At 48.0% G+C, this 22,976-nt stretch carries 19 protein-coding genes; 12 read left to right on the top strand and 7 right to left on the bottom strand.

Features of this window, described 5'->3' with window-relative positions:
* The first annotated feature begins 106 nt into the window (after positions 1-106).
* From P9687_RS05045 to P9687_RS05075, 7 genes are all read left to right on the top strand, one after another.
* The gene (locus P9687_RS05045) at positions 107-1,267 is read left to right on the top strand and encodes an MGDG synthase family glycosyltransferase (protein WP_235601858.1); all 1,161 of its coding nucleotides are present in this window, start codon (positions 107-109) and stop codon (positions 1,265-1,267) included.
* 339 nt (positions 1,268-1,606) lie between these two features.
* The gene (locus P9687_RS05050) at positions 1,607-2,140 is read left to right on the top strand and encodes an RNA polymerase sigma factor (RefSeq protein ID WP_014097504.1); all 534 of its coding nucleotides are present in this window, start codon (positions 1,607-1,609) and stop codon (positions 2,138-2,140) included.
* Between the two features lie 4 nt (positions 2,141-2,144).
* Complete coding sequence (locus tag P9687_RS05055) at positions 2,145-2,651, top strand: anti-sigma factor family protein (RefSeq protein ID WP_035190393.1); 507 nt, start codon at positions 2,145-2,147, stop codon at positions 2,649-2,651.
* A gap of 3 nt (positions 2,652-2,654) precedes the next feature.
* Entirely contained in the window at positions 2,655-3,533 is an 879-nt protein-coding gene (locus tag P9687_RS05060; RefSeq protein WP_035190395.1) for a hypothetical protein, read from the top strand.
* 313 nt (positions 3,534-3,846) lie between these two features.
* Entirely contained in the window at positions 3,847-5,130 is a 1,284-nt protein-coding gene (locus P9687_RS05065; protein ID WP_035190398.1) for an MGDG synthase family glycosyltransferase, read from the top strand.
* Positions 5,106-5,849 carry a polysaccharide deacetylase family protein gene (locus P9687_RS05070; protein WP_014097507.1) on the top strand — a complete coding sequence of 248 codons (744 nt, stop codon included), beginning with the start codon at positions 5,106-5,108 and terminating at the stop codon, positions 5,847-5,849. Before P9687_RS05065 ends, P9687_RS05070 begins: the two co-directional genes overlap by 25 nt.
* A gap of 24 nt (positions 5,850-5,873) precedes the next feature.
* Positions 5,874-6,425: an undecaprenyl-diphosphatase gene (locus P9687_RS05075; protein ID WP_328228450.1), complete on the top strand. Its 552-nt coding sequence runs from the start codon at positions 5,874-5,876 to the stop codon at positions 6,423-6,425.
* 271 nt (positions 6,426-6,696) lie between these two features.
* Here the strand turns inward: P9687_RS05075 and P9687_RS05080 are convergent, their stop codons facing one another.
* The gene (locus P9687_RS05080; protein WP_035190401.1) at positions 6,697-8,190 is read right to left on the bottom strand and encodes a catalase; all 1,494 of its coding nucleotides are present in this window, start codon (positions 8,188-8,190) and stop codon (positions 6,697-6,699) included.
* A 313-nt stretch (positions 8,191-8,503) separates the two neighbouring features.
* Here P9687_RS05080 and P9687_RS05085 point away from each other — a divergent pair, with 313 nt between their 5' ends.
* Positions 8,504-9,535, top strand: a complete 1,032-nt coding sequence (locus P9687_RS05085) for an EAL domain-containing protein (protein WP_035189616.1) — start codon at positions 8,504-8,506, stop codon at positions 9,533-9,535.
* 1,271 nt (positions 9,536-10,806) lie between these two features.
* Here the strand turns inward: P9687_RS05085 and P9687_RS05090 are convergent.
* Entirely contained in the window at positions 10,807-14,004 is a 3,198-nt protein-coding gene (locus tag P9687_RS05090) for an efflux RND transporter permease subunit (protein ID WP_017552014.1), read from the bottom strand.
* A 374-nt stretch (positions 14,005-14,378) separates the two neighbouring features.
* Positions 14,379-14,534: a lmo0937 family membrane protein gene (locus tag P9687_RS05095; RefSeq protein WP_014097513.1), complete on the bottom strand. Its 156-nt coding sequence runs from the start codon at positions 14,532-14,534 to the stop codon at positions 14,379-14,381.
* Between the two features lie 123 nt (positions 14,535-14,657).
* Here P9687_RS05095 and P9687_RS05100 point away from each other — a divergent pair, with 123 nt between their 5' ends.
* Positions 14,658-16,097, top strand: coding sequence for a phospholipase D family protein (locus tag P9687_RS05100; protein ID WP_328228451.1), 1,440 nt, complete (start codon positions 14,658-14,660; stop codon positions 16,095-16,097).
* Between the two features lie 40 nt (positions 16,098-16,137).
* Here P9687_RS05100 and P9687_RS05105 read toward each other — a convergent pair whose 3' ends face one another.
* Positions 16,138-16,458, bottom strand: a complete 321-nt coding sequence (locus tag P9687_RS05105) for a thioredoxin family protein (protein ID WP_035189619.1) — start codon at positions 16,456-16,458, stop codon at positions 16,138-16,140.
* A gap of 236 nt (positions 16,459-16,694) precedes the next feature.
* Between P9687_RS05105 and P9687_RS05110 the strand changes: the two genes are divergently transcribed.
* Positions 16,695-17,849, top strand: coding sequence for an FtsW/RodA/SpoVE family cell cycle protein (locus tag P9687_RS05110; RefSeq protein ID WP_035189620.1), 1,155 nt, complete (start codon positions 16,695-16,697; stop codon positions 17,847-17,849).
* 35 nt (positions 17,850-17,884) lie between these two features.
* On the opposite strand, the gene P9687_RS05115 is transcribed toward P9687_RS05110, so the two are convergent.
* The 3 genes from P9687_RS05115 to P9687_RS05125 all read right to left on the bottom strand — a co-directional run bounded on the left by P9687_RS05115 (position 17,885) and on the right by P9687_RS05125 (position 19,006).
* A complete protein-coding gene (locus P9687_RS05115) occupies positions 17,885-18,232 on the bottom strand; it encodes a spore coat protein (RefSeq protein ID WP_035189621.1) in 348 nt (115 codons plus the stop codon).
* Positions 18,233-18,549: 317 nt separating this feature from the next.
* Positions 18,550-18,804: a hypothetical protein gene (locus tag P9687_RS05120; RefSeq protein WP_014097518.1), complete on the bottom strand. Its 255-nt coding sequence runs from the start codon at positions 18,802-18,804 to the stop codon at positions 18,550-18,552.
* Between the two features lie 70 nt (positions 18,805-18,874).
* A complete protein-coding gene (locus P9687_RS05125; protein ID WP_013860151.1) occupies positions 18,875-19,006 on the bottom strand; it encodes a YuzL family protein in 132 nt (43 codons plus the stop codon).
* Between the two features lie 198 nt (positions 19,007-19,204).
* On the opposite strand from P9687_RS05125, the gene P9687_RS05130 reads away from it, so the two are divergent.
* The gene (locus tag P9687_RS05130; protein WP_035189623.1) at positions 19,205-21,589 is read left to right on the top strand and encodes a 3-hydroxyacyl-CoA dehydrogenase/enoyl-CoA hydratase family protein; all 2,385 of its coding nucleotides are present in this window, start codon (positions 19,205-19,207) and stop codon (positions 21,587-21,589) included.
* Between the two features lie 178 nt (positions 21,590-21,767).
* Positions 21,768-22,946 (top strand): acetyl-CoA C-acetyltransferase, encoded by a 1,179-nt coding sequence (locus P9687_RS05135; RefSeq protein WP_014097520.1) that lies wholly within the window; start codon positions 21,768-21,770, stop codon positions 22,944-22,946.
* Positions 22,947-22,976: the final 30 nt, after the last annotated feature.

The following is a 22,976-nucleotide window of genomic DNA, read 5'->3' on the forward strand; positions in this document are numbered from 1 at the left end:
TCTGCTTTTTTGGTAAAAAACAGAATGAACTTCCCGGCAATTGCGGAAGTCTATTTATTGTAAAAAGAACAGGCTTCCGGAAAAGGAGGAAGACAGCTTGGCTAAAGTGCTCATTTTACCGCTTTTAAAAATGCCGTCCGGCCATCATCAGGTCGCAGAGGCGTTAATGCATAAATTGAAATGTATGGACAGTACCATTGAAATGAAAAAAGTTGATTTGATTTCCTATACGAGCGGGACGCTTGAGAAAATCGTCACGAAAATGTATTTGAAATGGATCCAGAAAGCACCGCGGACATACCAATGGGTGTACAAACATTTTATTTATGCGGATGCCGACCAGACCGCATTAATGAAATTCTATGAACTCTCTTTTATTAAGCAAATGGAAAAACTGATTGCCGAGGAAAATCCGGATCTTGTCATTTGCACGCATAGTTTTCCGTCGATGCTGCTCAGCCGGCTGAAGTCAAAAGGAAAAATTGATGTCCCGGTTATCAATGCATACACTGATTTTTTCGTCAACGGCTTGTGGGGAAAGAAAGAAATTGACATCCATTTTGTGCCGAACCAAACGATCAAAACGACGCTCATCTGTAACGGCGTTCCCGAACAAAACATTTTTGTCACCGGCATTCCGATTCATGAAGCGTTTAAAGAAAGAACGGTTTTGCGCCATACATCACGGAAAAAAATCTTAATATCCGGTGGCAGCAGCGGCCTCGGCGATCTGTACCGCCTTCTGAAAGCATTGAAACGGGAACAGCCAGGCAAGGCCGATTATTATGTGTTATGCGGAAAAAACGAAAAGCTGTATAACAAGCTGAATGGATGGGGGATGAAACATATCATCCCGGTTCCCTATATCCAGTCCAGAAAGGAAATGAGCCGGCTGTACGATGAAGCGGATGCGATCATTACAAAGCCGGGCGGTGTCACGATCAGCGAAGTGATTCAAAAAAAGCTGCCGATTTTTATCCACTCCGTCCTCCCCGGTCAGGAAGAAATCAATCTTGCTTTTTTGAAACAACACGGTCTTGTCTTTGAACTGGACTTCACCAAACCGGTGGAGGAACAGGTGATGGAAATTTTGGAAGACGGGAAGCAACTGGCCCGGTTTTACCGACGGCTGCGCCAATATGGGAGCGAAATCGAACTCAGGGGGAAAGAATTTGATGTATTGATCCGCGGTCTGCTCGGCCGCAAAGCAAACCAAACGCCGGATAAAGTGCTGAAGGACCAGTACTATGTTTCAACCTCTTATTGATTTTTTTGCGGGGCGTCTATGGGGCCGTATTGCTGGAAAGGACTTGTCGTTTTTGTTTCCGGGTACTTTTACCATCTTCCTGCCGTGGAATTCGGGCGCATGTTTCAGGCCGGCCCAACGCTTGCATCGGCTTTTTGCCGCCCGTTTTCCGGCCGGTATGGGGTACTCCTATCCAAATGAGGCGCTAAGCGGATGAAAAAAACTTCCTGATGGCGGAAAGGAAAATATGCCATAATGAACATGGAATGAAATGGGCAAGTGCACCTGCAATTTCCCGGCCGCTTTTGCACATGCCCGGGCAACGACAAAAGATCGCGTTGCTTAAGCAGGGAGTTGAAAATGGTGGAGCAGGATTTAACACAGTTGATCCGGCAGGCAAAAGCAGGAGATACAGATGCGTTTGCCGTGCTGGTGGCCCGGTTTAAAGGGGAGGTGTTCCGGCATGCATATGCCATGACAGGCGACCGGATGGAAGCGGAAGATATCGCCCAGGAAGCATTTGTGAAAGCCTGGTACGCCCTAGATAAACTGGAACATGCCTATGCTTTTGCCTCCTGGATGTCGAAGATCGTCTCTCATTTATGCTATGACCGGCTGAAAAAAATGCGAAAAAAAGTGGATCTTCAGGCGGAAATAGAAGAGGAGCCGCTTAGGAGGCCAACTTCCAATATCGACAACGCCAATTTGAGATTTGACATCCGCAGCGCGATGGAAAAATTGTCGCCGGAACACCGGGCAGCGATCGTATTGCGCGATATCCAGGGCTATTCCTATGAAGAGATCGCAGACATCTTGAACATCCCGCTTGGTACCGTCAAGTCGCGCATCAACACAGCGAGAAATATTTTGAAAAAAGAACTTTCAAGAGGGTGATCACATGGAAACACACGTCCGGGATTTATTGCCGGCCTTCATGGATGATGCGTTAAGTGAAACGGACCGAAAAATGGTTGAAGCCCATCTTGCCCTTTGCCCGGATTGCCGCCGTGAACTGGAAGAACTGGAGACGGTGAAGGCGGAAATCAGCCGTTTTTACCATTCGGTTGATGTGCCGGGAATCCAGTTTGAAAAGGCGGTTCTGGCTAAAATTATGCCGCAGGAAAAAATGGCGATGCATTACCGCGTTTTTGTCTGGTTCTTTGCGGTTTGCTGTGCCGCTTCTGTGCTTTGCGCCTACCCGGTGATGAGAAAACCGTTTTATGTCGGCATGAATATTTTTCAGGCCCTCTGCAATATTCTTTCAAGCGGCTTTCATATTGCGCTTTCCATTCTTTCCGCGCTCCCGGCTTTGTCTGCGGGGATTATGGTGGTGATAGCGGTGATTTTGGCCGTTTGTATCTGGATTTTGTTTGGCCTTCTCACCATGAAGCCGGTGAAGGAGTAGGGGATGGAGAAAAAGATGAAAGCCGCAAAAATATTGATTTGCTTATTGTCCTTGCTCCTGCTTTTTCTGAGCGCAGGGGCGGGTTTCCACCCTGCGTTTGCAAAGGAAAAAAGAATGAGAATCATCATCCACGACCGGCATACGGTCATCCCGAAAAATGAAAAAGTCGAAAATGTCGTTGTGATCGGGAATAACGCGACCGTCAGCGGATATGTCAAAACAGCCGTCATTGTGATCAATGGGAATTTGAATATTCGTAAGTCAGCGGATATCCGCGGCTCTGTATTTGTGCTCGGTGGAAATATCAAACAGCAGCCGGGTGCCCGTGTAACGGAACATGTCGTATCTATCAATATGAACAATAAAACGCTTGACAGTATGATTTTTGCCGCTGTCATGCTTCTTGCCCTCTGGTTTTTCCGGCTTTCCGCAAGCCTACTGTTGATTGTGTGCACTGTTTTGTTCGGCTTAGTCGCGAAAAAACCGTTTTTTTCTGGGATTCGGTCCTTCTACACGCGGCCCGGAAGGATGATCATTACCGGCTGCCTGCTGTCGCTTGTCGTCCTTGCGCTCAGCCTGTTTTTGACGATTACAGTGGTATTAATACCGGTTGTCCTTCTGTTATGCCTTGCTGTTTTTGTATCCCTCCTGGCAGGACTCGTGTTTCTTGGCCGGGAAATCGGTAGCACCTTTGCCGTTTTAAACGGCAGGCAGGAATGGCTGAAACTGTTAACGGGTGTGACGATCCTGATTGCCCTTTGCAGCATCCCGCTCGTCGGGGAAGTCATTTTCCTGATTTTGTTCTGGTACTCGCTCGGGCTTTCGGTCACATGGCTATTTCAAAAATGGAGAAACAGGAAAAAACATGCGGCCGCAAAATAAGGAGCCGCATGTTTTTTTGTGAGTACCCTGTTGCGTTTTTTTGCCTGTCCTTGTTGAAAAAAAATTCCAAACGGGGTTTTTGTTTCCGAAAAAAGCCTTGCCTGTTTCTTTTTTTCGAAGCAAATTTTTACAGTGTTTTCCATAATTCGTTTAAATGGAAGAGTAGGAAAACAATGACCGCAAATTTTTATCGCCTATAAATGAACTTTTCTTTTACCCTCAAAGTCTATTGTATTGTATCGAAAGAGGCCGCATGAGAAGGAGAAGCGGCGCGTTTTCTGTAAACAGACCGAAAAGCAGGGGGGAAAAGAGAATGGCCAACAAGAAAAAAGACAAAGTGTTGATATTAACAGGCGCTTTTGGGGAAGGGCATTTGCAGGCCGCCCGGGCAATTGAACAGGCGATGAAAATTCGTTCCCCAAAAGCAGACCCGGTTGTCGTCGATTTCATGGAATGGGTCCATCCCACCTTATTCCCGGTCAGCCACTATGTTTATATGAAAGGTATTGAAAAGTTCCCGAATCTTTACGGGTATTTGTACCGTAAAACGTATGGAAGGAATGCCCTGTCAAAAACATTGACCGGCTTATTTTCAACGGGGATGAGAAAGACGCTGCGGATGCTCGAAACGATACGCCCATCCGTTATTGTCAGCACCTATCCTTTTGCGTCTTCTATGATTTCAAAATTAAAGGAATACGGGCTTACGGATATTCCGCTCGTTACCGTCATTACCGACCATACGCACCACAGTTCATGGCTGCACCCGTACACAGATCACTATGTCGTTGGTTCGCATATGTTGCGCCGGCAGTTGATCAGGCTCGGCATTCCCGGCCGAAAAATTTCCTGTACAGGGATCCCGATTAAACCGAGTTTCCTGAAACCGGTGAACAAGCAGGCTTTGTACAAAAAATACGGCCTCGATCCGGCGTTACCGGCCGTGCTTGTCATGGGCGGCGGGGAAGGCCTGTTCGGGGACGGGCTGTTCACGGCTGAAAAACTGGACGCGGTACCTTTCCGCATGCAGCTGTTGATCGTGTGCGGGCATAATGAAAAACTACGCGCCCGCCTGATGGATGATCTGAAAGGGACGAAGCATAAGGTTTTCGTGCTCGGCTATATTGATTATGTGCGTGATTTAATGGCTGTCTCGGACGTGATGATTACGAAACCGGGCGGCGTGACAACAGCGGAAGCATTGGCCATGGAACTGCCGATGATTTTATACAAAGCGCTGCCGGGCCAGGAAGAAGATAACGCAGCCTTTTTAACACAAGCGGGCGCAGCAGTTGAGGCAGCAGATGAAGGCACGTTAATCCGGTGTTTAGCCCGCCTGAATGAAAACAGGGCACAGCTTGCGAAGATGAAAAGAAACACGCTATCGATTCAAAACAGAGAGGCCGCTTTTCGGGTGCTTTCCGTTATTGACCAGGCGAAATATGCACGGCTCATTCATGCGTCTGATCCGGAAATGCCGGATACCGCGCACGGAAAGTATGCAAGGATGCGAAAAAAGGCTTTGCTTGTGCATCACCCGCATGAATCTTTGGATGAAAGGAGCGGCACGGTTTGGAAGTCATCATCTGGGTATTGATTTTATTCATTCTCATATATGCTATTATTCCATATGTTTTAGCGGCCAAACTCGGTTTTTGGGTATGTTGGAAAGGAAAAAAAGATGCGGAGATTGCGCTCACCTTTGATGACGGGCCGGACCCGGTCTATACGCCGGTACTGCTTGATCTTTTAAAGCGGGAAAGAATTAAGGCCACTTTCTTTCTCGTCGGGGAAAGGGCGGCCCGGTATCCGGAACTCGTTTTGCGCATGTCGCGTGAAGGGCATTGTATCGGCCTTCATAATTATAAGCACCAGTGCAACTGGCTGATCAGCCCTTGGAAAAATGCGCGCACGCTTGAGCAGTCGGCACGGATTATTGAAAACATCACCGGCGAGAGACCGGTTTTTTACCGCCCGCCGTGGGGAATGATGCATCTGCTGGACTTTTTTCTGCACAAGCAGTTCCGCATGGTGCACTGGTCGAAAATGTTCCGCGATTGGAAGAGAAAAGGCGGTTCGAAAAAGGTTTCAAACGGCCTGATCACCCGGGTGGAAAGCGGCGATGTGATTTTGCTGCATGATTGCGGCGTCACGCCGGGCGCAGATGAGGATGCCCCGCAGTATACAATTGAAGGTTTGCGGGTTGCGATTCCGGCATTAAAAGCGCGCGGCTTCCGGTTCGTGCGGATGGACGAGATGTTTGACAAACATTTTTCTATCAAAACCAGCCATAGAAGAAAGGAAATAGAGCCATGAATGAGAACGCCAGATTGTTTTTTTATGGTCCACAACTTGTCAGGGCATGAAAAATTACTGGATGACATCATGATTTTTTTTACACAGGATGCCTTGCCGCTTTTTGCCGCTGTTTTATTGATTGTGTGGTTTTTAGGCAATGATAAAATGAAAAACATGGTGCTTTATGCCGGCATTGCCGGTGTTGCCGCTTTGCTGGTCAATTATGTGATTACGCTTGTTTATTATGAACCGCGGCCATTTGTCACGTATCATACCAGCATTTTAATTCCGCATGCGGCCGACGACTCATTTCCGAGCGACCATGCGACAGGCACGTTTGCCATGGCTTTCGCCTTATGGGTGCGGAACCGGAAACTCGGATTAGCGATGATGCTCTGTGCCGTTTTGACCGGCATTTCCCGTGTATGGGTCGGGCACCATTATCCGGGGGATATTGCGGCAAGCATTATTGTTGCCTTGTTCACAGTATGGACCATCCAAAAAATGAAAGGGTTGTTTGACCCGGCTTTTAGCATGCTGATCGGCTGGTATCATGACATATGGGCGAAAATTACAAAAAAAGGATATAAATGAACGAGCAAAATCAATCGAAAAGAGGGCGGGACACCATCTAGCACTGTGCCCTGTCACTCTAAATCAATTTAAAAGACGTTGAGGCACAAATCGAAATGGTGCCTCAACGTCTTTTGTGTTTTATATCTATATAAAGTGAACGAAATATTGCCGCTCTTTTGCCTGCCGCAAAAAGTCATCATTCGGCAAATTGGTGCGCGGGCTTGATGCAAAAACTGAAGAGCATTTATAAATGTGCATTTTAGCGGCACAGCAAACCTTCATCCGCCAGTTATTTCCTCGAAACAGCCGCCTCTACTTCGCTCATCGGAATGCCGAGTGCGCGCGCGACGCCCTCGCCGTATGCCGGATCCGCATAATAACAGTTCGTAATATGGCGGAGCTGGACTTCTCTTGTCGTTCCCTGCATATTGCGGGCGGTGTTTGCAAACAGTCGTTGCTGTTCTTCCGGCGCCATCAGCCTGAACAGTTTGCCGGGCTGTTCATAATAGTTGTCGTCATCTTCACGGAAATTGTGATAGTCGGCCGTACCTAAAATATCGAGTGCCGGTTCTGCGTGTTCCTTGCTGTCTTCCCATTCGCCGTAACTGTTCGGGCTGTATGAAACGGAGCTGCCTTCAGCCGGATTGAACACCCGCATTGCGCCATCACGGTGGTACGGATGGAAGTGTTCCGCTTTTTTCGGATAGTTGACAGGGATTTGCCAGTGGTTGACGCCTAACCGGTAACGCTGCGCATCGCCGTAAGAGAAAAGGCGGCCCTGCAGCATTTTATCCGGTGAGAACCCGATGCCCGGCACAATATTGGTCGGGGCGAACGCGGCCTGTTCGACTTCTGCAAAATAGTTTTCCGGGTTGCGGTTCAGTTCCACGACACCCACTTCAATCAGCGGAAAGTCTTTATGGTACCACACCTTTGTTAAATCGAACGGATTATACGGAAGGTTTTTCGCCTCTTCTTCCGTCATCACCTGGATGTACATCGTCCACCGCGGATAGTCGCCGCTTTCAATCGCTTCGTACAAATCGCGCTGATGGCTGTCGCGGTCGCGGCCGATAATTTCCTGTGCTTCTTCATCCGTCAGGTTTTTGATGCCCTGTTGTGTTTTAAAGTGGAATTTGACCCAGACGCGTTCATTGTTTGCGTTGAACATGCTGTACGTATGGCTGCCGAACATATGCATATTCCGGTAGCTTGCCGGAATGCCACGGTCGCTCATCGTAATCGTTACTTGGTGGAGCGCTTCAGGAAGCAGCGTCCAAAAATCCCAGTTTGCCTGTGCACTGTGCATATTGCTGCGCGGGTTGCGTTTGACGACATGGTTCAAATCCGGGAAACGTTTCGGGTCTCTGAGGAAAAATACAGGCGTGTTGTTCCCGACAAGGTCCCAATTGCCTTCTTCTGTGTAAAATTTCATCGCTGTCCCGCGGATATCGCGTTCGGCATCCGCCGCGCCGCGTTCACCGGCAACGGTTGAGAAGCGGATGAACATATCGGTTTTTTTGCCGACTTCTGAGAAGAGTTTTGCCTTCGTATATTGCGTTATATCGTTTGTCACTGTGAACGTCCCGTACGCGCCGGAACCTTTTGCATGCATCCGCCGCTCCGGGATCACTTCCCGGTCGAAATGGGCCAGCTTTTCAATAAACCAGACATCCTCCATCAATAACGGGCCTCTTTTGCCGGCGGTTTTTGAATCTGTGTCATTCGGAACCGGGGCACCGAATGCAGTTGTCATTTTTTTGTTGTCTTTTTGATCGCTCATCATGTTCCCACCTTTTGCTATTTGATATCTATATTATAACTGGTTCATTATAAAAATCAATATTTATTTATAATAAATTTAAAGTAAAGATTATCATATCAATGGAAAGGAGGACTAATAGAAGTGTGAGGGAAATGTGCTATTTTCATTTGCAGCGTTTGATTATCAATTGTAGAATAGGGAAGGAGGGAGAAAAGCGTCTTTGATCGTTTTTTCGGCCGGGATGATGCCGCCTGCAGCCTGCTTTTCATAGTAGCTTTGCCGGGCATTTTTTGGTATAAATAAGTTAAACGACTGGATGAGGATGAATCACATGCTGAATGAGAAGCCAAACCTGGAGAACGATGCATCTTTTCATATTCCGGAAAGCGGTTTATTATACATACAAAAAACGCAGGCTGTCATTGAATATATGACGCAGAAATCCTGTGTATACGAAGTTCTTTCCGAGTATTTAATGATTCCGTTTGAAGCAAAGGATACTTTATTTGATATCATAAAAGATATGCCCGAAACGGTTGATCTTTTCACCAGTGTCCATCCGTCCGGATCCGGATTTTCGACGCTCTCCCTGCCGCTTTCTCAATTGAAAGAGCGCATCCGCTATGAGATGCTTGTGAAAGTGATTATTTCCGGCAGCCTGACAAGTTATTTTCAGCCGATCATCCGCATTCAGGACAACCAAATATACGGCTATGAATCTTTGCTGCGCACCCGTTTGCCGAACCGGAACATTCCCCCAGGCCTGTTATTTGATGCCGCCCATAAAACCGGGCTGCATTCGTTATTGGATTTGCGCGCCAGGGAAGCGGCACTGAAAGCCCGTGTTGAGAAACTGCCCCGCGGCGTGAAGAGCTTTATCAATTTTTTGCCCGCTTCGATTTATGATTACAAGTTTTGCTTGCGGCATACGTTCACTTTGATTGAACAGTACGATATTTCCCCCGAGGACCTTGTCTTTGAAGTCGTGGAAACCGAGAAGATCAACGATGTCCACTTTTTAAAAAAGATACTCGGGATTTACCGTGATCTTGGCGTCAGCGTGGCGCTTGATGATCTCGGTTCGGGGTACGCAACGCTTGAAACTTTGAAAATCTTAAATCCGAACTATGTGAAAATCGACCGTTTTTTTATTTCCCATTGCGACGAGAATAAGGTCAAACAGCGCTTTTTGCAGGAAGTCATGGAAATTGCGGGAGAAACCGGTATTTATGTGCTAGCGGAAGGAATTGAACGCGAAGAAGAACTGCTCTATTGCAAATCGATCGGCATGCATTTGGCGCAAGGGTACTATATTGGAAAACCCGCTCCCGAACCCGCTGCGATCATTCTTGGGGGAAATTAGGGGCTTTCGGGTTTTGCAATGGCCGTTTTTGTAGCGTTTGCTAAAAAATGAATCTTCATTGCGTTTACGAGGCTGGACCTGAAAGATAGGTCGGCTTTTTTAATTTCTTCAGCAAGGATGCGAATCAGCGGACCTGGAAAAAAAGAGAAACTAGCCGTACAGTGAGGTCAAATTGTTCTTTTGCGTGATGTAAAAGGACCAAAAGGAGTCGCGTTTGGGTCCGAAATGTCTTTTTGAAGCTGTCAAAAGGACAAAACACGTTGCATCCGGGTCTGAAATGTCCTTTTGAAGCCGTCAAAAGGACAAATTGACCTCCACCCGGGCCCAAAATGTCCCTTTGAAGCCGTCAAAAGGACAAAACACGTTGCATCCGAGCCCGAAATGTCCTTTTGAAGCCGTCAAAAGGACAAATTGACCTCCACCCGGGCCCAAAATGTCTTTTTGAAGCTGTCAAAAAGACAAAAGGAGCTGAATCCGGGTCTGAAATGTCCTTTTGAAGCTGTCAAAGGGACAAAAGGAGCAGCATCTGGGCTCGAAATGTCCCTTTGTAGCCGTCAAAAGGACAAAACACGTTGCATCCGAGCCCGAAATGTCCTTTTGAATCTGCCAAAAGGACAAAAGGAGCTGCATCCTGGCTCGAAATGTCCTACTTGGGGCTTGGTGAACGAATCCGATTCTGAATTTGTACCCAATTTGTCAGCAAGCTCTTTTTCAAAATATAGAAGAATCCATCTTTAACCCTTGCACATTGTATTAAGTTTTTCCAAATCTAGGAAGTTTGGTGATTCAGCAAGCCCTATGTTAAGGAAGCGTGGAAAAACGAAGTCCTTCCTCAACATAGACCCCGTCTACGTTAAGGAAGCATGGAAAAACGAAGCCCTTCCTTAACATAGACCCCGTCTACGTTAAGGAAGCAAGCAAAAACGAGGGTCTTCCTTCACATAGGGCACGTCTACGTTAAGGAAGCGTGGAAAAACGAAGGCCTTCCTTCACATAGAGCGCGTCTACGTTAAGGAAGCGTGGAAAAACGAAGGCCTTCCTTCACATAGAGCGCGTCTACGTTAAAGAAGCACGAAAAAAAACCGGCCTCCAGCATTCTTACCAAATCTAAGAATTTTGCTTATTCATCCCTACTTGAAAGAAGCTAAATCGAACAGGAACCGGGGTTTGCAGGTAAATCCCGGCTTTCCCAAGTTTTACCTCTCCGACGCAAGCGCTGGTGCTGCTTCCACATGCAGAAAAAAGAGGTTGCCCCTGGGCAACCTCTTTTTTCATACTTCTTCCGGATGTTTTTCTTTTTTCCTGAACTTCATTAAAAATTCGTAAACAACCGGAACGATGATAAGTGTCAGTAAAGTGGAGCTGGTCAAGCCGCCGATTACTGTGATGCCGACCCCTTTCGAAATGAGCCCGCCGCCGCCGTAGCCCAGAGCAAGCGGGATCAGTGCAAAGATTGTTGCAAAAGCGGTCATTAAAATCGGACGCAGCCTTGTCGCGCCTGCTTCAAGCAATGCTTCGCGTGTGGACAGCCCCGCCTTTTCTTTATGCACCACCCGGTCGATTAGCACAATGGCATTCGTCACCACGATGCCGATCAGCATCAGGGCGCCGATCATGGCGGTGACGCTGATCGTTTCATGCGCCAGGTACAGGGCGACCAGTGCACCAATTACGGCAAATGGCAGTGAGAAAAGAATGGTAAACGGCGCGAGGGCCCCGCCGAATGTAATCACGAGCACAAGATAAACGATCGCAACAGCAGCCAGCATCGCATAACCGAGCTTTGTAAACGAGTCATTGATGTCTTCCGTTACGCCGCCGGTTTCGACATGGATGTATTTTGGAATATCGAGTTTATCCACTTTGTTTTGAACTTGTTGTGTCACTTTCGCAACGTCAGCTGTCTTGATCTTGCCGGTTACACTGGCATAGATTTTGCCGTCCCGTTTCGAGACTGCATCCGGTGTTTCGCCTTTTTTCACGTCCACGACATCCTTTAGCGCTACTTTTGTGCCGAGGGGCGACGTGACTTTTTGATTGGTCAGATCGCCAATATTGTCGTAATGCCCGGTTTTGTTCTGTTCGTAAACATTTAATTCTTCTCCGCCTTTTTCAACGGTTGTAAGCACGGTCCGGTTGCCGGTTTGCGCAAGGCCGGTTCCGAGCTGGCCGGCTGTTAACCCGAGAGCAGCCAGTTTGTTCTGGTTGGCGACAAGCGTGTATTGCTGATAAGTTTCGGAAAGGCTGGTTTCAACATTTTTCAAGTTGTCGTTGTTTTTCATGACTTTTTCAATTTTATGGATGACCGGTTTGATTTCATCCAGATTGTTGCCATAGACATACATCGTTAAATCATCATTCGACATAGATGCGAAGTCCTGTGATTTCCATGTACCCTGGTCCGTCCTTTGTTGCAGGGCTTTAATGACTTTTTCCGGTTCGCGGTCGAAATTTTTGGTATCCTGGTCATATTCGACAACAAAGATGGCGGAGTTGCTGTTGGTGCTGAAAGCCGACTCCCCAATGGAATATTGCACATTTTTTACATTTTTACGGTGGATTAAGTAATCCTCCGCTTTTCCTGCTATCTTCTTCACATCGGAAAGGGTTTCCCCTGGTTCCGGCGCATAGGTGGCATACACGACTTTCTGGCCTTCGTTTTCAATAAAGCTGACGCCGATAAGCGGGATTAAAAACAAACTACCGATAAGAAGCAGGCATGCGATGCCGAACGTGACCAGCTTATGGTTGAGCGACCAGTTCAGAATCTTTTTGTAAAATAAAGCGATCCGGCCGTGCCCTTCGTTCGTAGTCCGCGTGTTTTTCTTCAACCCGTTCTTAAATAACGAATGGGCAAACATCGGCACCACCGTGATCGCCACAAGAAGCGATGCTAGCAAGGCAAAAATTAGCGTCAGGGCAAACGGCATGAACAGTTCCCCGACCATCCCTCTCACAAGTGCAAGCGGGACAAAGACGATGACGGTTACGATCGTGGAAGACATAACCGGTTTAAAAACTTCAACCGTCGCTTCACGAATCAGCGCTTTTCCGCGCAGTTTTTCTTCCCGCAACGTCAGGCGTCTGTAGATATTTTCAATGACGACAATCGAGTCATCAATAACGCGCCCGATTGCCACCGTCATGGCTCCGAGTGTCATCACGTTTAATGTGATGTCAAGCTGGTGCAAAATAATAAAAGCAATCAGCACCGAGAGCGGGATCGAGATGACCGCGATAATGGTGGAACGCACATTCCGCAAAGACAGCAGGATGACCACAATCGCAAATACGGCCCCGATGATTGCTTTTTCGAACATCGTTTTGACGGAGTCTTTGATAGGTGTTGCCTGGTCCAGAATGGTGGAAATTTGTGTGCCTTTATAGTCCGCTTTAAACTGTGCGGCTTTTTTATTTACTGCATCGGCAACATCCACCGTGTTTGCATCCGGAGCTTTTGTAATTTGGATGCCGATTGAATCTTTCCCGTTCGTTTTAGAAATCGATTCATGCTTGCCGACAACTTTGATATCGGCAATCTCTTTTAACGCAACGGTTGGCATACCGACGTTGGCTTGCGTCGCTTGCGTTCCGGCATTCGCCGGTTGCTGCGCCCCTGAAGCGTGCGCACCCGAGGCCTGCGTTCCTGAAGTCTGCGCCGCATTTGGGGATTGTGCCCCTGAAGCCTGCGCGGCTGCGGACGAAGCGGAAGCTGCACCCGTTTTCGGGGTGTACGGGATTTTCAGATTCTCAAAATGCTTCAGCGATTTCACGTTTCCATCGATTTCTACCGATTTGTTTTCTTTTCCGAAGTTGATGAGGCCGAGCGGTACCGAAACGTTTGCGCCCTGGATCGCTTTTTTGACAGTGTCCTCATCGAGCCCCAGTGCATTCAACTTGTCCTGTTTAAAGGTCAGCTGGACTTCCTGCACGTACTGGCCGGAAGCCTGCACATCGGACACGCCGTCAATGCTCTGCAGTTTTGGAACAAGATCCTCTTCGACAATTTTCGTTAAGTGCTGAAAAGACCGGCTTTTATCCGACACACTTAAAGACAGGATCGGAAAATCATTGATGCTGATCCTTGTTACGGACGGCTTGTCAATATTATCCGGCAGGTCCACTTTTTCGAGCGCATCCTGGATGTCTTTTTTCGCTTGATCCATATCCGTGCCATATTTATACTCAAGCTGGATCTGGGAATTGCTTTCCGTCGAGGAAGTGGAGACCGTATTGACGCCGGTGAGGTTTTTCAGCCGTTGTTCGATCGGTTGCGTAATTTTATTTTCGACTTCTTCCGGTGTGGCACCCGGATCAGAGGCTGTCACCAGCATGTATGGCGCGTCGATATTCGGAATGGTTTCCATTTTCATATTCATGCCGGCATAAATCCCAGCACCCGCCACAATGAGGGTCATCAGCCAAATGGCAAATTTGTTGTTTAGGCAAAACTGGATGATCTTCTTCACAGTGTTTACAACACTCCTTTGTCTTTTCGTTCTAGAGCCGGATAGAAATGGGCTAGCCTATCTCCATTATAGTTATACCTTTAAACCCGGAAATGCGCCAGTATTTTCCGGCATCTTCTATAGATACAGGATAGAATTGCAGTACTTGATGCATCGCTTAGAAAAAGAGCGGAGCTTTCGGAAGGAATATTGGATAAAGAAAGGGTTGCCTAAAAAAAGAAGGTTAAAGCCTTTGGTGCGGCTCAACCTTCTATATAAAATGAACAAAATTTCTTTAGCTCTGTTGCCTACTGTAAAAAGTAGTCATGATGCAAATTGGTGCTCGGGCTTGAGTAAAAACTTAAGTTTATTTTATATATCTATACCCTCAGCCTCTATCGGCTGTTATTTCCGCGCATGCCTGAAAAAATTTTAAACAGCAGCACAATGGCGGCGATGACAAGCAGAAGGTGCACAAAAGCGCCGGCGATGTGAAAAACAATGCCTAAAATCCAAAGTACGAGCAAAATCCCAATAATTGTCCAGATCATATAGCCTTTTCCTTTCTAAATTAAAGTACTTTTATGTTACCCGTTCCGTTGCTTTTCAAACGCTTGCCTGCATGTTTGTCAGGCGTGGTGGAGGGGAAAGATACAGGAAAACGGGGGGTTGTAATGAAAAAAAGCAGAAAGAAATGGCTGTCTTATGGGTTGCTTGTCTTAATTGCCATTTATGCGGCTGTCATGCTGTACCATACATATAAGCCGCTTCCAAAAGGGATTTCCTATGAAGGCAGAACATATAACGTTCACGATCAAGACATCCGTTTTCTTTCGGATTTAACATACCGGGAAAAGGGGACAGGAAAAAGAAAGGTGGAGCAGACCGTCTATCCTGAAATTTACCGGATGATTGACCAAGCCCATCAATATATCGTCGCCGATCTCTTCCTTTTTAACGGCTACCATGATCAAAAGATGAAAGTGCCGCCGCTTGCTGAGAGGCTCGCGGACAGGCTGATTGCCAAAAAAGAAAAAGAACCTGGTATCCGCATCATCGTCATCACCGATCCGATCAATACTTCTTACGGGTCCCATGAAGCTGGCATTTTAAAACGGCTAAAGGAACATGGCATCCGTGTGGTCTTTACGCATTTGGACTCGCTGCGTGACCCGACACCGCTTTATTCCGGCATTTGGCATATGTTTTTCCAGTGGTTCGGCCAGGGCGGGACCGGCTGGCTGCCAAATGCTTTCGGGGACAATGCGCCGAAGATGACGCTCCGCTCGTATCTTGAACTTTTTAATATTAAAGCGAACCACCGCAAAACGTTTACGACTGAAAACGGAACGGTCATTGCATCCGGCAACCCGCATGACGCAAGCGGCTGGCATTCCAATATCGCTTTTCTTGTAAAAGGGCCGGTCATTCGGGATGTTCTGGAATCGGAGCAGGCGGCTTCCGATATGTCGGACGGCCCGGAGCTGCCGCAATACAAAGGGAAAGAAAGGGGAAAAGGCAGGATTGCCGTCCAGCTGTTAACGGAGGGGAAAGTTTACGACCGGATGATGAAAGAAATCAAGGCGACAAAAAAAGGCGATTCGATTTCGATGGCGATGTTTTATTTGGCTGACCGGAAAGTGGTCCGTGCGCTTGAGAAGGCATCTTCCCGCGGCGTCCGCATCCGGCTTATCCTCGACCCGAATTTAAACGCGTTCGGGCATAAAAAAATCGGGCTTCCCAACCAGCCTGTTACACAGGAACTCGTAAAGAAAACGGATGGAAAGATCAAAATCCGCTGGTATAATACCGGGCTCGAGCAATTCCATCCGAAGCTGGTCTGGATTGAAAAGCCCGGCCGCTCGCTCTTTTTCGGCGGGTCGACCAATTTAACGCTTCGCAACCTGGACGATTATAATTTGGAGACCGATTTATTTGTGAAGGCACGGAATGATGCGGCCATCACAAAAGAGATCCGCCGGTACTTCGGGCGGCTGTGGAACAATGAAGACGGCGCTTTTACCGTCCCGTACAAAAAACACGAAGGCTTCTCCACTTATTTGTTAAAAGTCCTTTATCGACTCCAGGAAGTGCTGAAACTGACAACGTATTAAAAAAGACCCGGAACGCCTTCCCCGGCTCCGGGTCCTTTTTTTACAATACGACATGATTTAAAAATTCGCGTACTTCTTCCGGCGACTTTGCATTTGCACTGTGCAGATGCGCTTTTTTCTCACCGTTTTGGAAAACTAGCAGGCTCGGAATGCCCATCACCTGGTTTTCATCCGCAATCGCTCGGAACGCGTCGCTGTTGATTTCATACCATTTATATTGCGGATAGTCCTTGATCACATCACCAATAAACAGATTCATCACTTTGCAATCCGGACACCAATCTGCATAAAATTTCACGATAACCGGTGCTTCTCCTCCCGTTACCGTTTTAAATTCTTCCGCACTTTTAATCGCTTCCACTCCAGACCATCTCCATCCTTTCATCATTCTTTCTTATTGTATATAGAGCGGCAGAGGAATTTCAACATTTTTCAACCTGCCAAAGAAATATTTCCAAAACGAAAAGGATTGTGCTTCTTCACGTATGATGTATAATAAAGCTTGTATGAAAAAATGATGGGGGTCAGTTGTTTTGAAGGATCCGTATCATTTATTTTATTTTACGGCCGGCGGTTCCGGCATTGAGAAGTCAGGTGATGGAATTGTCTTCGCGGGATGAAGGTTCTAAAATTGATTACGGGCTGGTTTTAACGCTGATGTTGTTCTGCATTGTCAGCCTTGTTGCCATTTATACGGCTGACAGCAGCTTTCTGATAAAACAAGTCATCAACTATGTGGTCGGCGCGATCATTATCGCATTGGTGATCCGCCTTGACTCCGACCAGCTGAAAAAAATATCGTGGTACGGTTACGGGTTCGGGATTTTGCTGTTGATTTTGCTGATCCTGGCACCAGCCAGCATTGCCCCGGAGCGTAATGGGGCGAAAAACTGGTTTGTGTTCCCGGTGATTGGGACATTCCAGCCTTCTGAAATCATGAAGCCATTTTTAATTTTAGCAATGGCACGCCTCATTTCGGATCATAATGAAAAAGTGCTAAACCGGTCAGTAAAATCGGATTTCTGGCTGTTTGTGAAACTCGGTATCTGCTTGTTTGTGCCGCTCATGTTGACCATTGGGCAGGATTTGGGAACGTCACTTGTGTTTATTGCGATATTTTTCGGGCTTGTATTTGTGTCAGGCATCACATGGAAACTATTGCTTCCGATTTTTAGCAGCGGCGCGGCACTGGCAGGATTAATTTTTTATCTTGTCCTCTGGCAGCCGGCACTTCTCGAAAAATATCTTGGCGTCCGTTCGTACCAGTTTGGCCGGATCTATGCCTGGATTGATCCTTATAACTATTCCAATACAGACGGCTACCACCTGATTCAGTCCCTTTTGGCCATTGGTTCCGGCCAGACGTTTGGAAAGGGGCTTGGCGCAACTGAAGTGAGCCTTCCGGAAAACCAGACGGACTTTATTTTCAGCGTGATCGGCGAGCAGTTCGGCTTTATCGGTGGGAGCATTGTTATCGGCCTGTTTTTTATGCTTATTTACCATATTATAAAAGCAGGGCTTGAGACGAAAAATGATTTTTATTCCTACATTTGCGCCGGCGTCATTGCGATGATTACGTTCCACGTGTTTGAAAATATCGGCATGACGATCCAGGTGCTGCCGATTACCGGGATCCCGCTGCCGTTTATCAGCTACGGTGGGAGTTCGCTGATGGGGAATATGCTTGCGGTCGGATTTATTTTTTCAATCCGTTATCATTACAGAAAATATATGTTTTCTAACGAAAAATAAAAAACAGGCGGCATCGTGCCGCCTGTTTTTTGCGGCTATTGCACCTGACCGCCGTACGGGAACTGCGAAGCGTAGCCTTGGTGCTGCTGGTAAGACTGTTGCAGTTTTTGCTGTTCTGCCGCTTCCATACTGTACCAGCCTTTTTGGAACATCGTCTCATACAATTTGCGCTGCTCATTCTGCGTTTCCGTAAAAATGGTCAGAAGATCGCGATACAGTTTTTCGTGGCTCGCTTCGTTCATAGCAGTATTATAAGAAGCGGTCATATATTTTTCCATCGAAAGCAGGTCATTGGCAAGATCGCGGTCGTTCATTTCTGGTGTTTCAGGAAATTGTGTCTTCGGGTTTTGAATTTTTTGCTGCTGCTGTTGTTGGGAATCCAAATGTTGTACCTCCTTTTTTAAAATGGTCGTATTATGCGCGTTCCGCATTTAGGTATCTCTGCCGCGAGCCCCGTGCAGATTCGCCTGCCAGGGCTCGAGCGGGGCGGTTTCTTTTTCCATTAAGCCCGGCTGCCGGGGCGGCTAATTCAGGCCGGGAAGTGCGGTTGCCCCGGACGGACAGCCTGCTTTTTTCTTTGGCCCGAGCTGTGCGCGCATTCCGGAGCGGGGTACCTGCCCCTTTCCGGCTGCGAACGCATGCCCTTTATGAACGGGAAAAGCAGGGTTCGCTTTTTGTGGCGGGCTGGCATTCGTTTTTGTTATTGCAAGTGGCTTTTCAAATGACCCAAAATCTGGTTGTAGTGGCGCTGGTGCATTTGCCCGCATGCTTCAAAAACAGCTTTCAATTCATTGTCCTGGCAGCGCGTTGCCGCATCATGCGCTTTTTTCATCGCCAGCAGATTCCAGGCCAGCATATCATCCACATAGGCCAAATCTTTTGTTGACATGACATCGGGTGGGGCGTTGTAAACCGTTTGCCCGTTTTGCTGCTGTGAAAAAGGCTGTTGTTGCATTCCATTTCCTCCTTTATCCAAGTCTTCCTTTATTGTTTGAATGAGCTGCGGATCCTATGCAGCCGCCTGCTTATTTTTTGTACTGGTTGTTTTGGCTGTTTACTTTTCCGCCGCCGTCACGCTCCACTGTCGGGCCGGCATTGCCTTTTACGCTTGCCGCGCTCACACCCGCTTTTGACGGATTTTTCTTTAGCTTTGCCATTGGTTCACCTCCCCACGCTTTTCGTTTAGCTTGCCCAAAACGGCTAGACATATAAAAAATTTTAAAAAATGGCGATTTTTTGAGATGAAGTGATTGATAGAATGAAAAAATTCGTATATATTATTATTAAAGATGAAAGCGTTATTTTTTTAAGCACTTAATGAATGAGCATTCATTCAAAAAGAAAGGGGATGCACTATGCGGTATACCATTCAAAAAGCGGCTGTCATCGGTTCCGGTGTAATGGGATCGGGCATCGCCGCACATCTGGCAAACATCGGGATTCCGGTACTTTTGCTCGACATTGTCCCGAATGCACTCACGGAAGCAGAGAAAGCAAAGGGGTACACATTGGAGGACAAAGCCGTCCGAAACCGCTTCAGCCAGTCTGCACTGCAGAAGCTTTTAAAACAGAAACCGGCCCCGCTCACATCGAAAAAGAGCCTGGCGCTCATTGAAGCGGGCAACCTGGAAGACGATCTTGAACGGCTGAAAGAAGCCGACTGGATTATTGAAGTGGTAACAGAACGTTTGGATATTAAAAAATCAGTATTCGAAAAAGTGGAACGATTCCGCCGGCCGGGAACCATTGTAAGCTCAAACACGTCCGGCATTTCGATCGAAGCGATGGCGGAAGGGCGGAGCGAAGATTTCAGAAAGCATTTTCTCGGGACCCACTTTTTTAACCCGCCGCGCTATTTGAAATTGCTCGAAGTGATTCCGACCGCTGACACCGACCCGGACGTCACTTCATTTATGAAACAGTTCGGCGAAGATGTGCTCGGAAAAGGTGTCGTGCTTGCAAAAGATACGCCAAACTTTATTGGCAACCGCATCGGTACATACGGCCTGCTTGTCACCGTGCGGGAGATGATGAAAGGCGGCTACACGGTCGGCGAAGTCGATTCCGTGACAGGCCCGGTGATCGGCCGGCCAAAAAGCGCAACGTTCCGGACGCTCGATGTGGTCGGGATCGATACGTTCGTCCATGTTGCGAATAACGTGTATGAAAAAACGGAAGGCGAAGAAAAAGAAGTTTTTAAAGTGCCGGCATTCATGCACAAGCTCGTTGAAAACGGCTGGCTTGGCAGCAAAACCGGCAAAGGCTTTTATGAAAAAAAGGGAAAAGAAATCTATGAATTAAATCCGGAAACGCTGGAATACGGCGAACGCACGAAAATGAAAGCGGCTTCTTTGGAAGCGGCCCGGCAGGCAAAAGGAACTGCCAATAAAATCAAAACGATTGTGTATGCGGATGACCGTGCCGGACGGCTGCTCTGGAATATTCTCGCGCCTTGCCTTGTGTATTCGGCAGAACTTTCAGGCGTGATTGCCGATGATATTCTCGCCATCGACCAGGCGATGAAATGGGGCTTCGGCTGGAAATTCGGCCCGTTTGAAACATGGGATGCAATCGGCGTTGAAAAATCCGTGCAAAAAATGGAAGAGGATGGCCTTCAAGTGCCCGGCTGGGTGAAAGGCATGCTGGAAAAAGGCTTCACGTCTTTTTACAAAGAAGAAAACGGCGTTGTCTCGTACTATGACAATGGAGCATACAAGCCGCTCCCAGCCAATCCGAAAGAAATCAATCTCAAAGCTTTGAAAACGCAGGGCAAAGTGCTGAAAGAAAATGCCGGCGCAAGCTTAATCGACATCGGCGATGGGGTGCTGCTGCTTGAATTCCACTCAAAGAGCAACGCAATCGGGCTCGACATTTTGCAAATGATCAATTATGCCGTGGACGAAGCAGAAAAGCATTACAAAGGAATTGTGATCGGCAACCAGGGCAAAAACTTCTGTGTCGGCGCAAACCTTGCTTTGATGCTGATGGAAGCGCAGGATGACAATATTTTTGAACTTGACATGGTCGTCCGCCAGTTCCAGAACACGATGATGAAGATCAAATACAGCCAAAAACCGGTTGTCGCGGCACCGTTTGCGATGACTTTGGGCGGCGGCGCGGAGGTGTGCCTGCATACGGCGCATATCCAGGCGGCAAGCGAAACGTATATGGGCCTTGTCGAAACCGGTGTCGGCCTGCTTCCGGGCGGCGGCGGTAACAAAGAGCTGTACATCAAGCATTTGAAAAACATTCCGGAAGGCGTACAGTTTGACTTGCAAAATGTCGTGAACAAGGTATTTGAAACGATTGCAATGGCGAAAGTGTCCACTTCTGCTGAAGAAGCGCGCGAGTCCGGCTTCCTTGACCGGACGGACGGCGTCAGCTTTAACCAGGACCATCTGATTTATGATGCAAAACAGGCTGTGCTACGCCTTGCTGACGCAGGGTACAAACCGCCTGTCCGCGAAAAAGTGCCGGTCACAGGTGAATCCGGTTATGCGGCGCTGTTGCTCGGGGCACAGCAAATGCATCTGTCGGGCTATATTTCCGACTATGACCTTGAAATCGCGAAAAAGATCGCCTTTGTGCTTTCAGGCGGGAAAGTGCCGTTCGGGACAAAAGTGGATGAACAATACTTGCTCGATTTGGAAAGGGAAGCGTTCCTGAGCCTGATTGCACAGCCGAAAACACAGCAGCGGATGCAACACATGCTGTTAAAAGGAAAACCGTTACGGAATTAAAGCCACACGGATTGGCGAATGCCGATCCTCTGGCAGGAAAAGATTCCGTCCAAATTTTTCGCATACAACATAAAGGGGTTCTCCCAAGGAAAGCGGCTGTATATGGGAAAACCCCGATTCATCACCCCATGCGGTGATGAAGGGGCCTTTTACAAAAACACGGAAAGAGGGGAATGTGATGAGGGAAGCTGTCATTGTTGCAGGGGCGAGAACACCGGTCGGCAAAGCAAAAAAAGGGACGCTCGCACAAACACGGCCGGATGATTTAGGTGCACTTGTCGTAAAAGAAACGTTAAAACGCGCCGGCAACTATGAAGGAAATATTGATGATTTGATTATCGGCTGCGCCATGCCGGAAGCGGAACAGGGGCTCAATATGGCACGCAATATCGGGGCCCTAGCAGGATTGCCGGATACGGTGCCGGCGATTACGATCAACCGCTACTGCTCATCCGGGCTGCAGGCGATTGCTTACGGCGCCGAAAGGATCATGCTCGGCCACGCTGACACGATCATTGCCGGCGGTGCGGAATCGATGAGCCTTGTCCCGATGATGGGGCATGTCGTCCGCCCGAATGTACGACTTGCAGAAACTGCGCCGGAATATTATATGGGCATGGGGCATACGGCCGAAGAAGTCGCCAAAAAATTCGGCGTCAGCCGCGAAGACCAGGATGCCTTCAGCGTGCGCAGCCACCAAAAAGCGGCAAAAGCGATTGCAGAAGGCAAATTCAAAGACGAAATTGTGCCGGTTGAGGTCACATTACGTTCGGTCGGCGAAGACAACAAACTTGTTGAAAAGAAAGTCGTCTTTTCGCAGGATGAAGGGGTCCGGCCGGATACAAATGTAGAAACGCTCGGAAAACTGCGCCCGGCATTCTCGGTAACCGGAACCGTAACGGCCGGGAACTCGTCGCAAACAAGCGACGGCGCGGCTGCAGTAATGCTCATGGATAAAGAAAAGGCTGAATCGCTCGGGCTTAAGCCGCTGTTGAAATTCCGCTCGTTCGCCGTTGCCGGGGTGCCGCCTGAAATCATGGGGATCGGCCCGGTGGAAGCTGTGCCGAAAGCTTTGAAACTGGCAGGGCTGAGCCTTGAGGATATCGGGTTGTTCGAATTGAATGAAGCTTTTGCTTCCCAGTCTATCCAGGTTATTCGCCAGCTCGGCCTGAATGAAGACATCGTCAATGTTAACGGCGGCGCAATTGCCCTCGGCCATCCGCTCGGCTGCACAGGTGCCAAGCTGACTTTGACGCTTGCCCATGAAATGAAGCGCAGAAACGTGCAGTTCGGCGTCGTCACGATGTGTATCGGCGGCGGCATGGGTGCAGCTGGTGTGTTTGAACTCGTGTCCTGATTGCAGTGAGCCGAACCAGGCGGCCGGTTT

This window comes from Weizmannia sp. CD-2023 (assembly GCF_036225245.1).
GTDB classification, from domain to species: Bacteria; Bacillota; Bacilli; order Bacillales; family Bacillaceae_C; genus Weizmannia; species Weizmannia faecalis.

What these genes read in the sequence shown, in the direction of transcription:
- P9687_RS05055 (WP_035190393.1), top strand. Translation starts at nt 2,145, where the DNA reads ATGGAAACACACGTCCGGGATTTATTGCCGGCCTTCATGGATGATGCG.
- P9687_RS05060 (WP_035190395.1), top strand. Translation starts at nt 2,655, where the DNA reads ATGGAGAAAAAGATGAAAGCCGCAAAAATATTGATTTGCTTATTGTCC.
- P9687_RS05075 (WP_328228450.1), top strand. Translation starts at nt 5,874, where the DNA reads ATGGTCCACAACTTGTCAGGGCATGAAAAATTACTGGATGACATCATG.
- P9687_RS05085 (WP_035189616.1), top strand. Translation starts at nt 8,504, where the DNA reads ATGCTGAATGAGAAGCCAAACCTGGAGAACGATGCATCTTTTCATATT.
- P9687_RS05110 (WP_035189620.1), top strand. Translation starts at nt 16,695, where the DNA reads ATGGAATTGTCTTCGCGGGATGAAGGTTCTAAAATTGATTACGGGCTG.
- P9687_RS05065 (WP_035190398.1), top strand. Translation starts at nt 3,847, where the DNA reads ATGGCCAACAAGAAAAAAGACAAAGTGTTGATATTAACAGGCGCTTTT.
- P9687_RS05080 (WP_035190401.1), bottom strand. Translation starts at nt 8,190, where the DNA reads ATGAGCGATCAAAAAGACAACAAAAAAATGACAACTGCATTCGGTGCC.
- P9687_RS05130 (WP_035189623.1), top strand. Translation starts at nt 19,205, where the DNA reads ATGCGGTATACCATTCAAAAAGCGGCTGTCATCGGTTCCGGTGTAATG.
- P9687_RS05100 (WP_328228451.1), top strand. Translation starts at nt 14,658, where the DNA reads ATGAAAAAAAGCAGAAAGAAATGGCTGTCTTATGGGTTGCTTGTCTTA.
- P9687_RS05120 (WP_014097518.1), bottom strand. Translation starts at nt 18,804, where the DNA reads ATGCAACAACAGCCTTTTTCACAGCAGCAAAACGGGCAAACGGTTTAC.
- P9687_RS05135 (WP_014097520.1), top strand. Translation starts at nt 21,768, where the DNA reads ATGAGGGAAGCTGTCATTGTTGCAGGGGCGAGAACACCGGTCGGCAAA.
- P9687_RS05050 (WP_014097504.1), top strand. Translation starts at nt 1,607, where the DNA reads ATGGTGGAGCAGGATTTAACACAGTTGATCCGGCAGGCAAAAGCAGGA.
- P9687_RS05095 (WP_014097513.1), bottom strand. Translation starts at nt 14,534, where the DNA reads ATGATCTGGACAATTATTGGGATTTTGCTCGTACTTTGGATTTTAGGC.
- P9687_RS05125 (WP_013860151.1), bottom strand. Translation starts at nt 19,006, where the DNA reads ATGGCAAAGCTAAAGAAAAATCCGTCAAAAGCGGGTGTGAGCGCGGCA.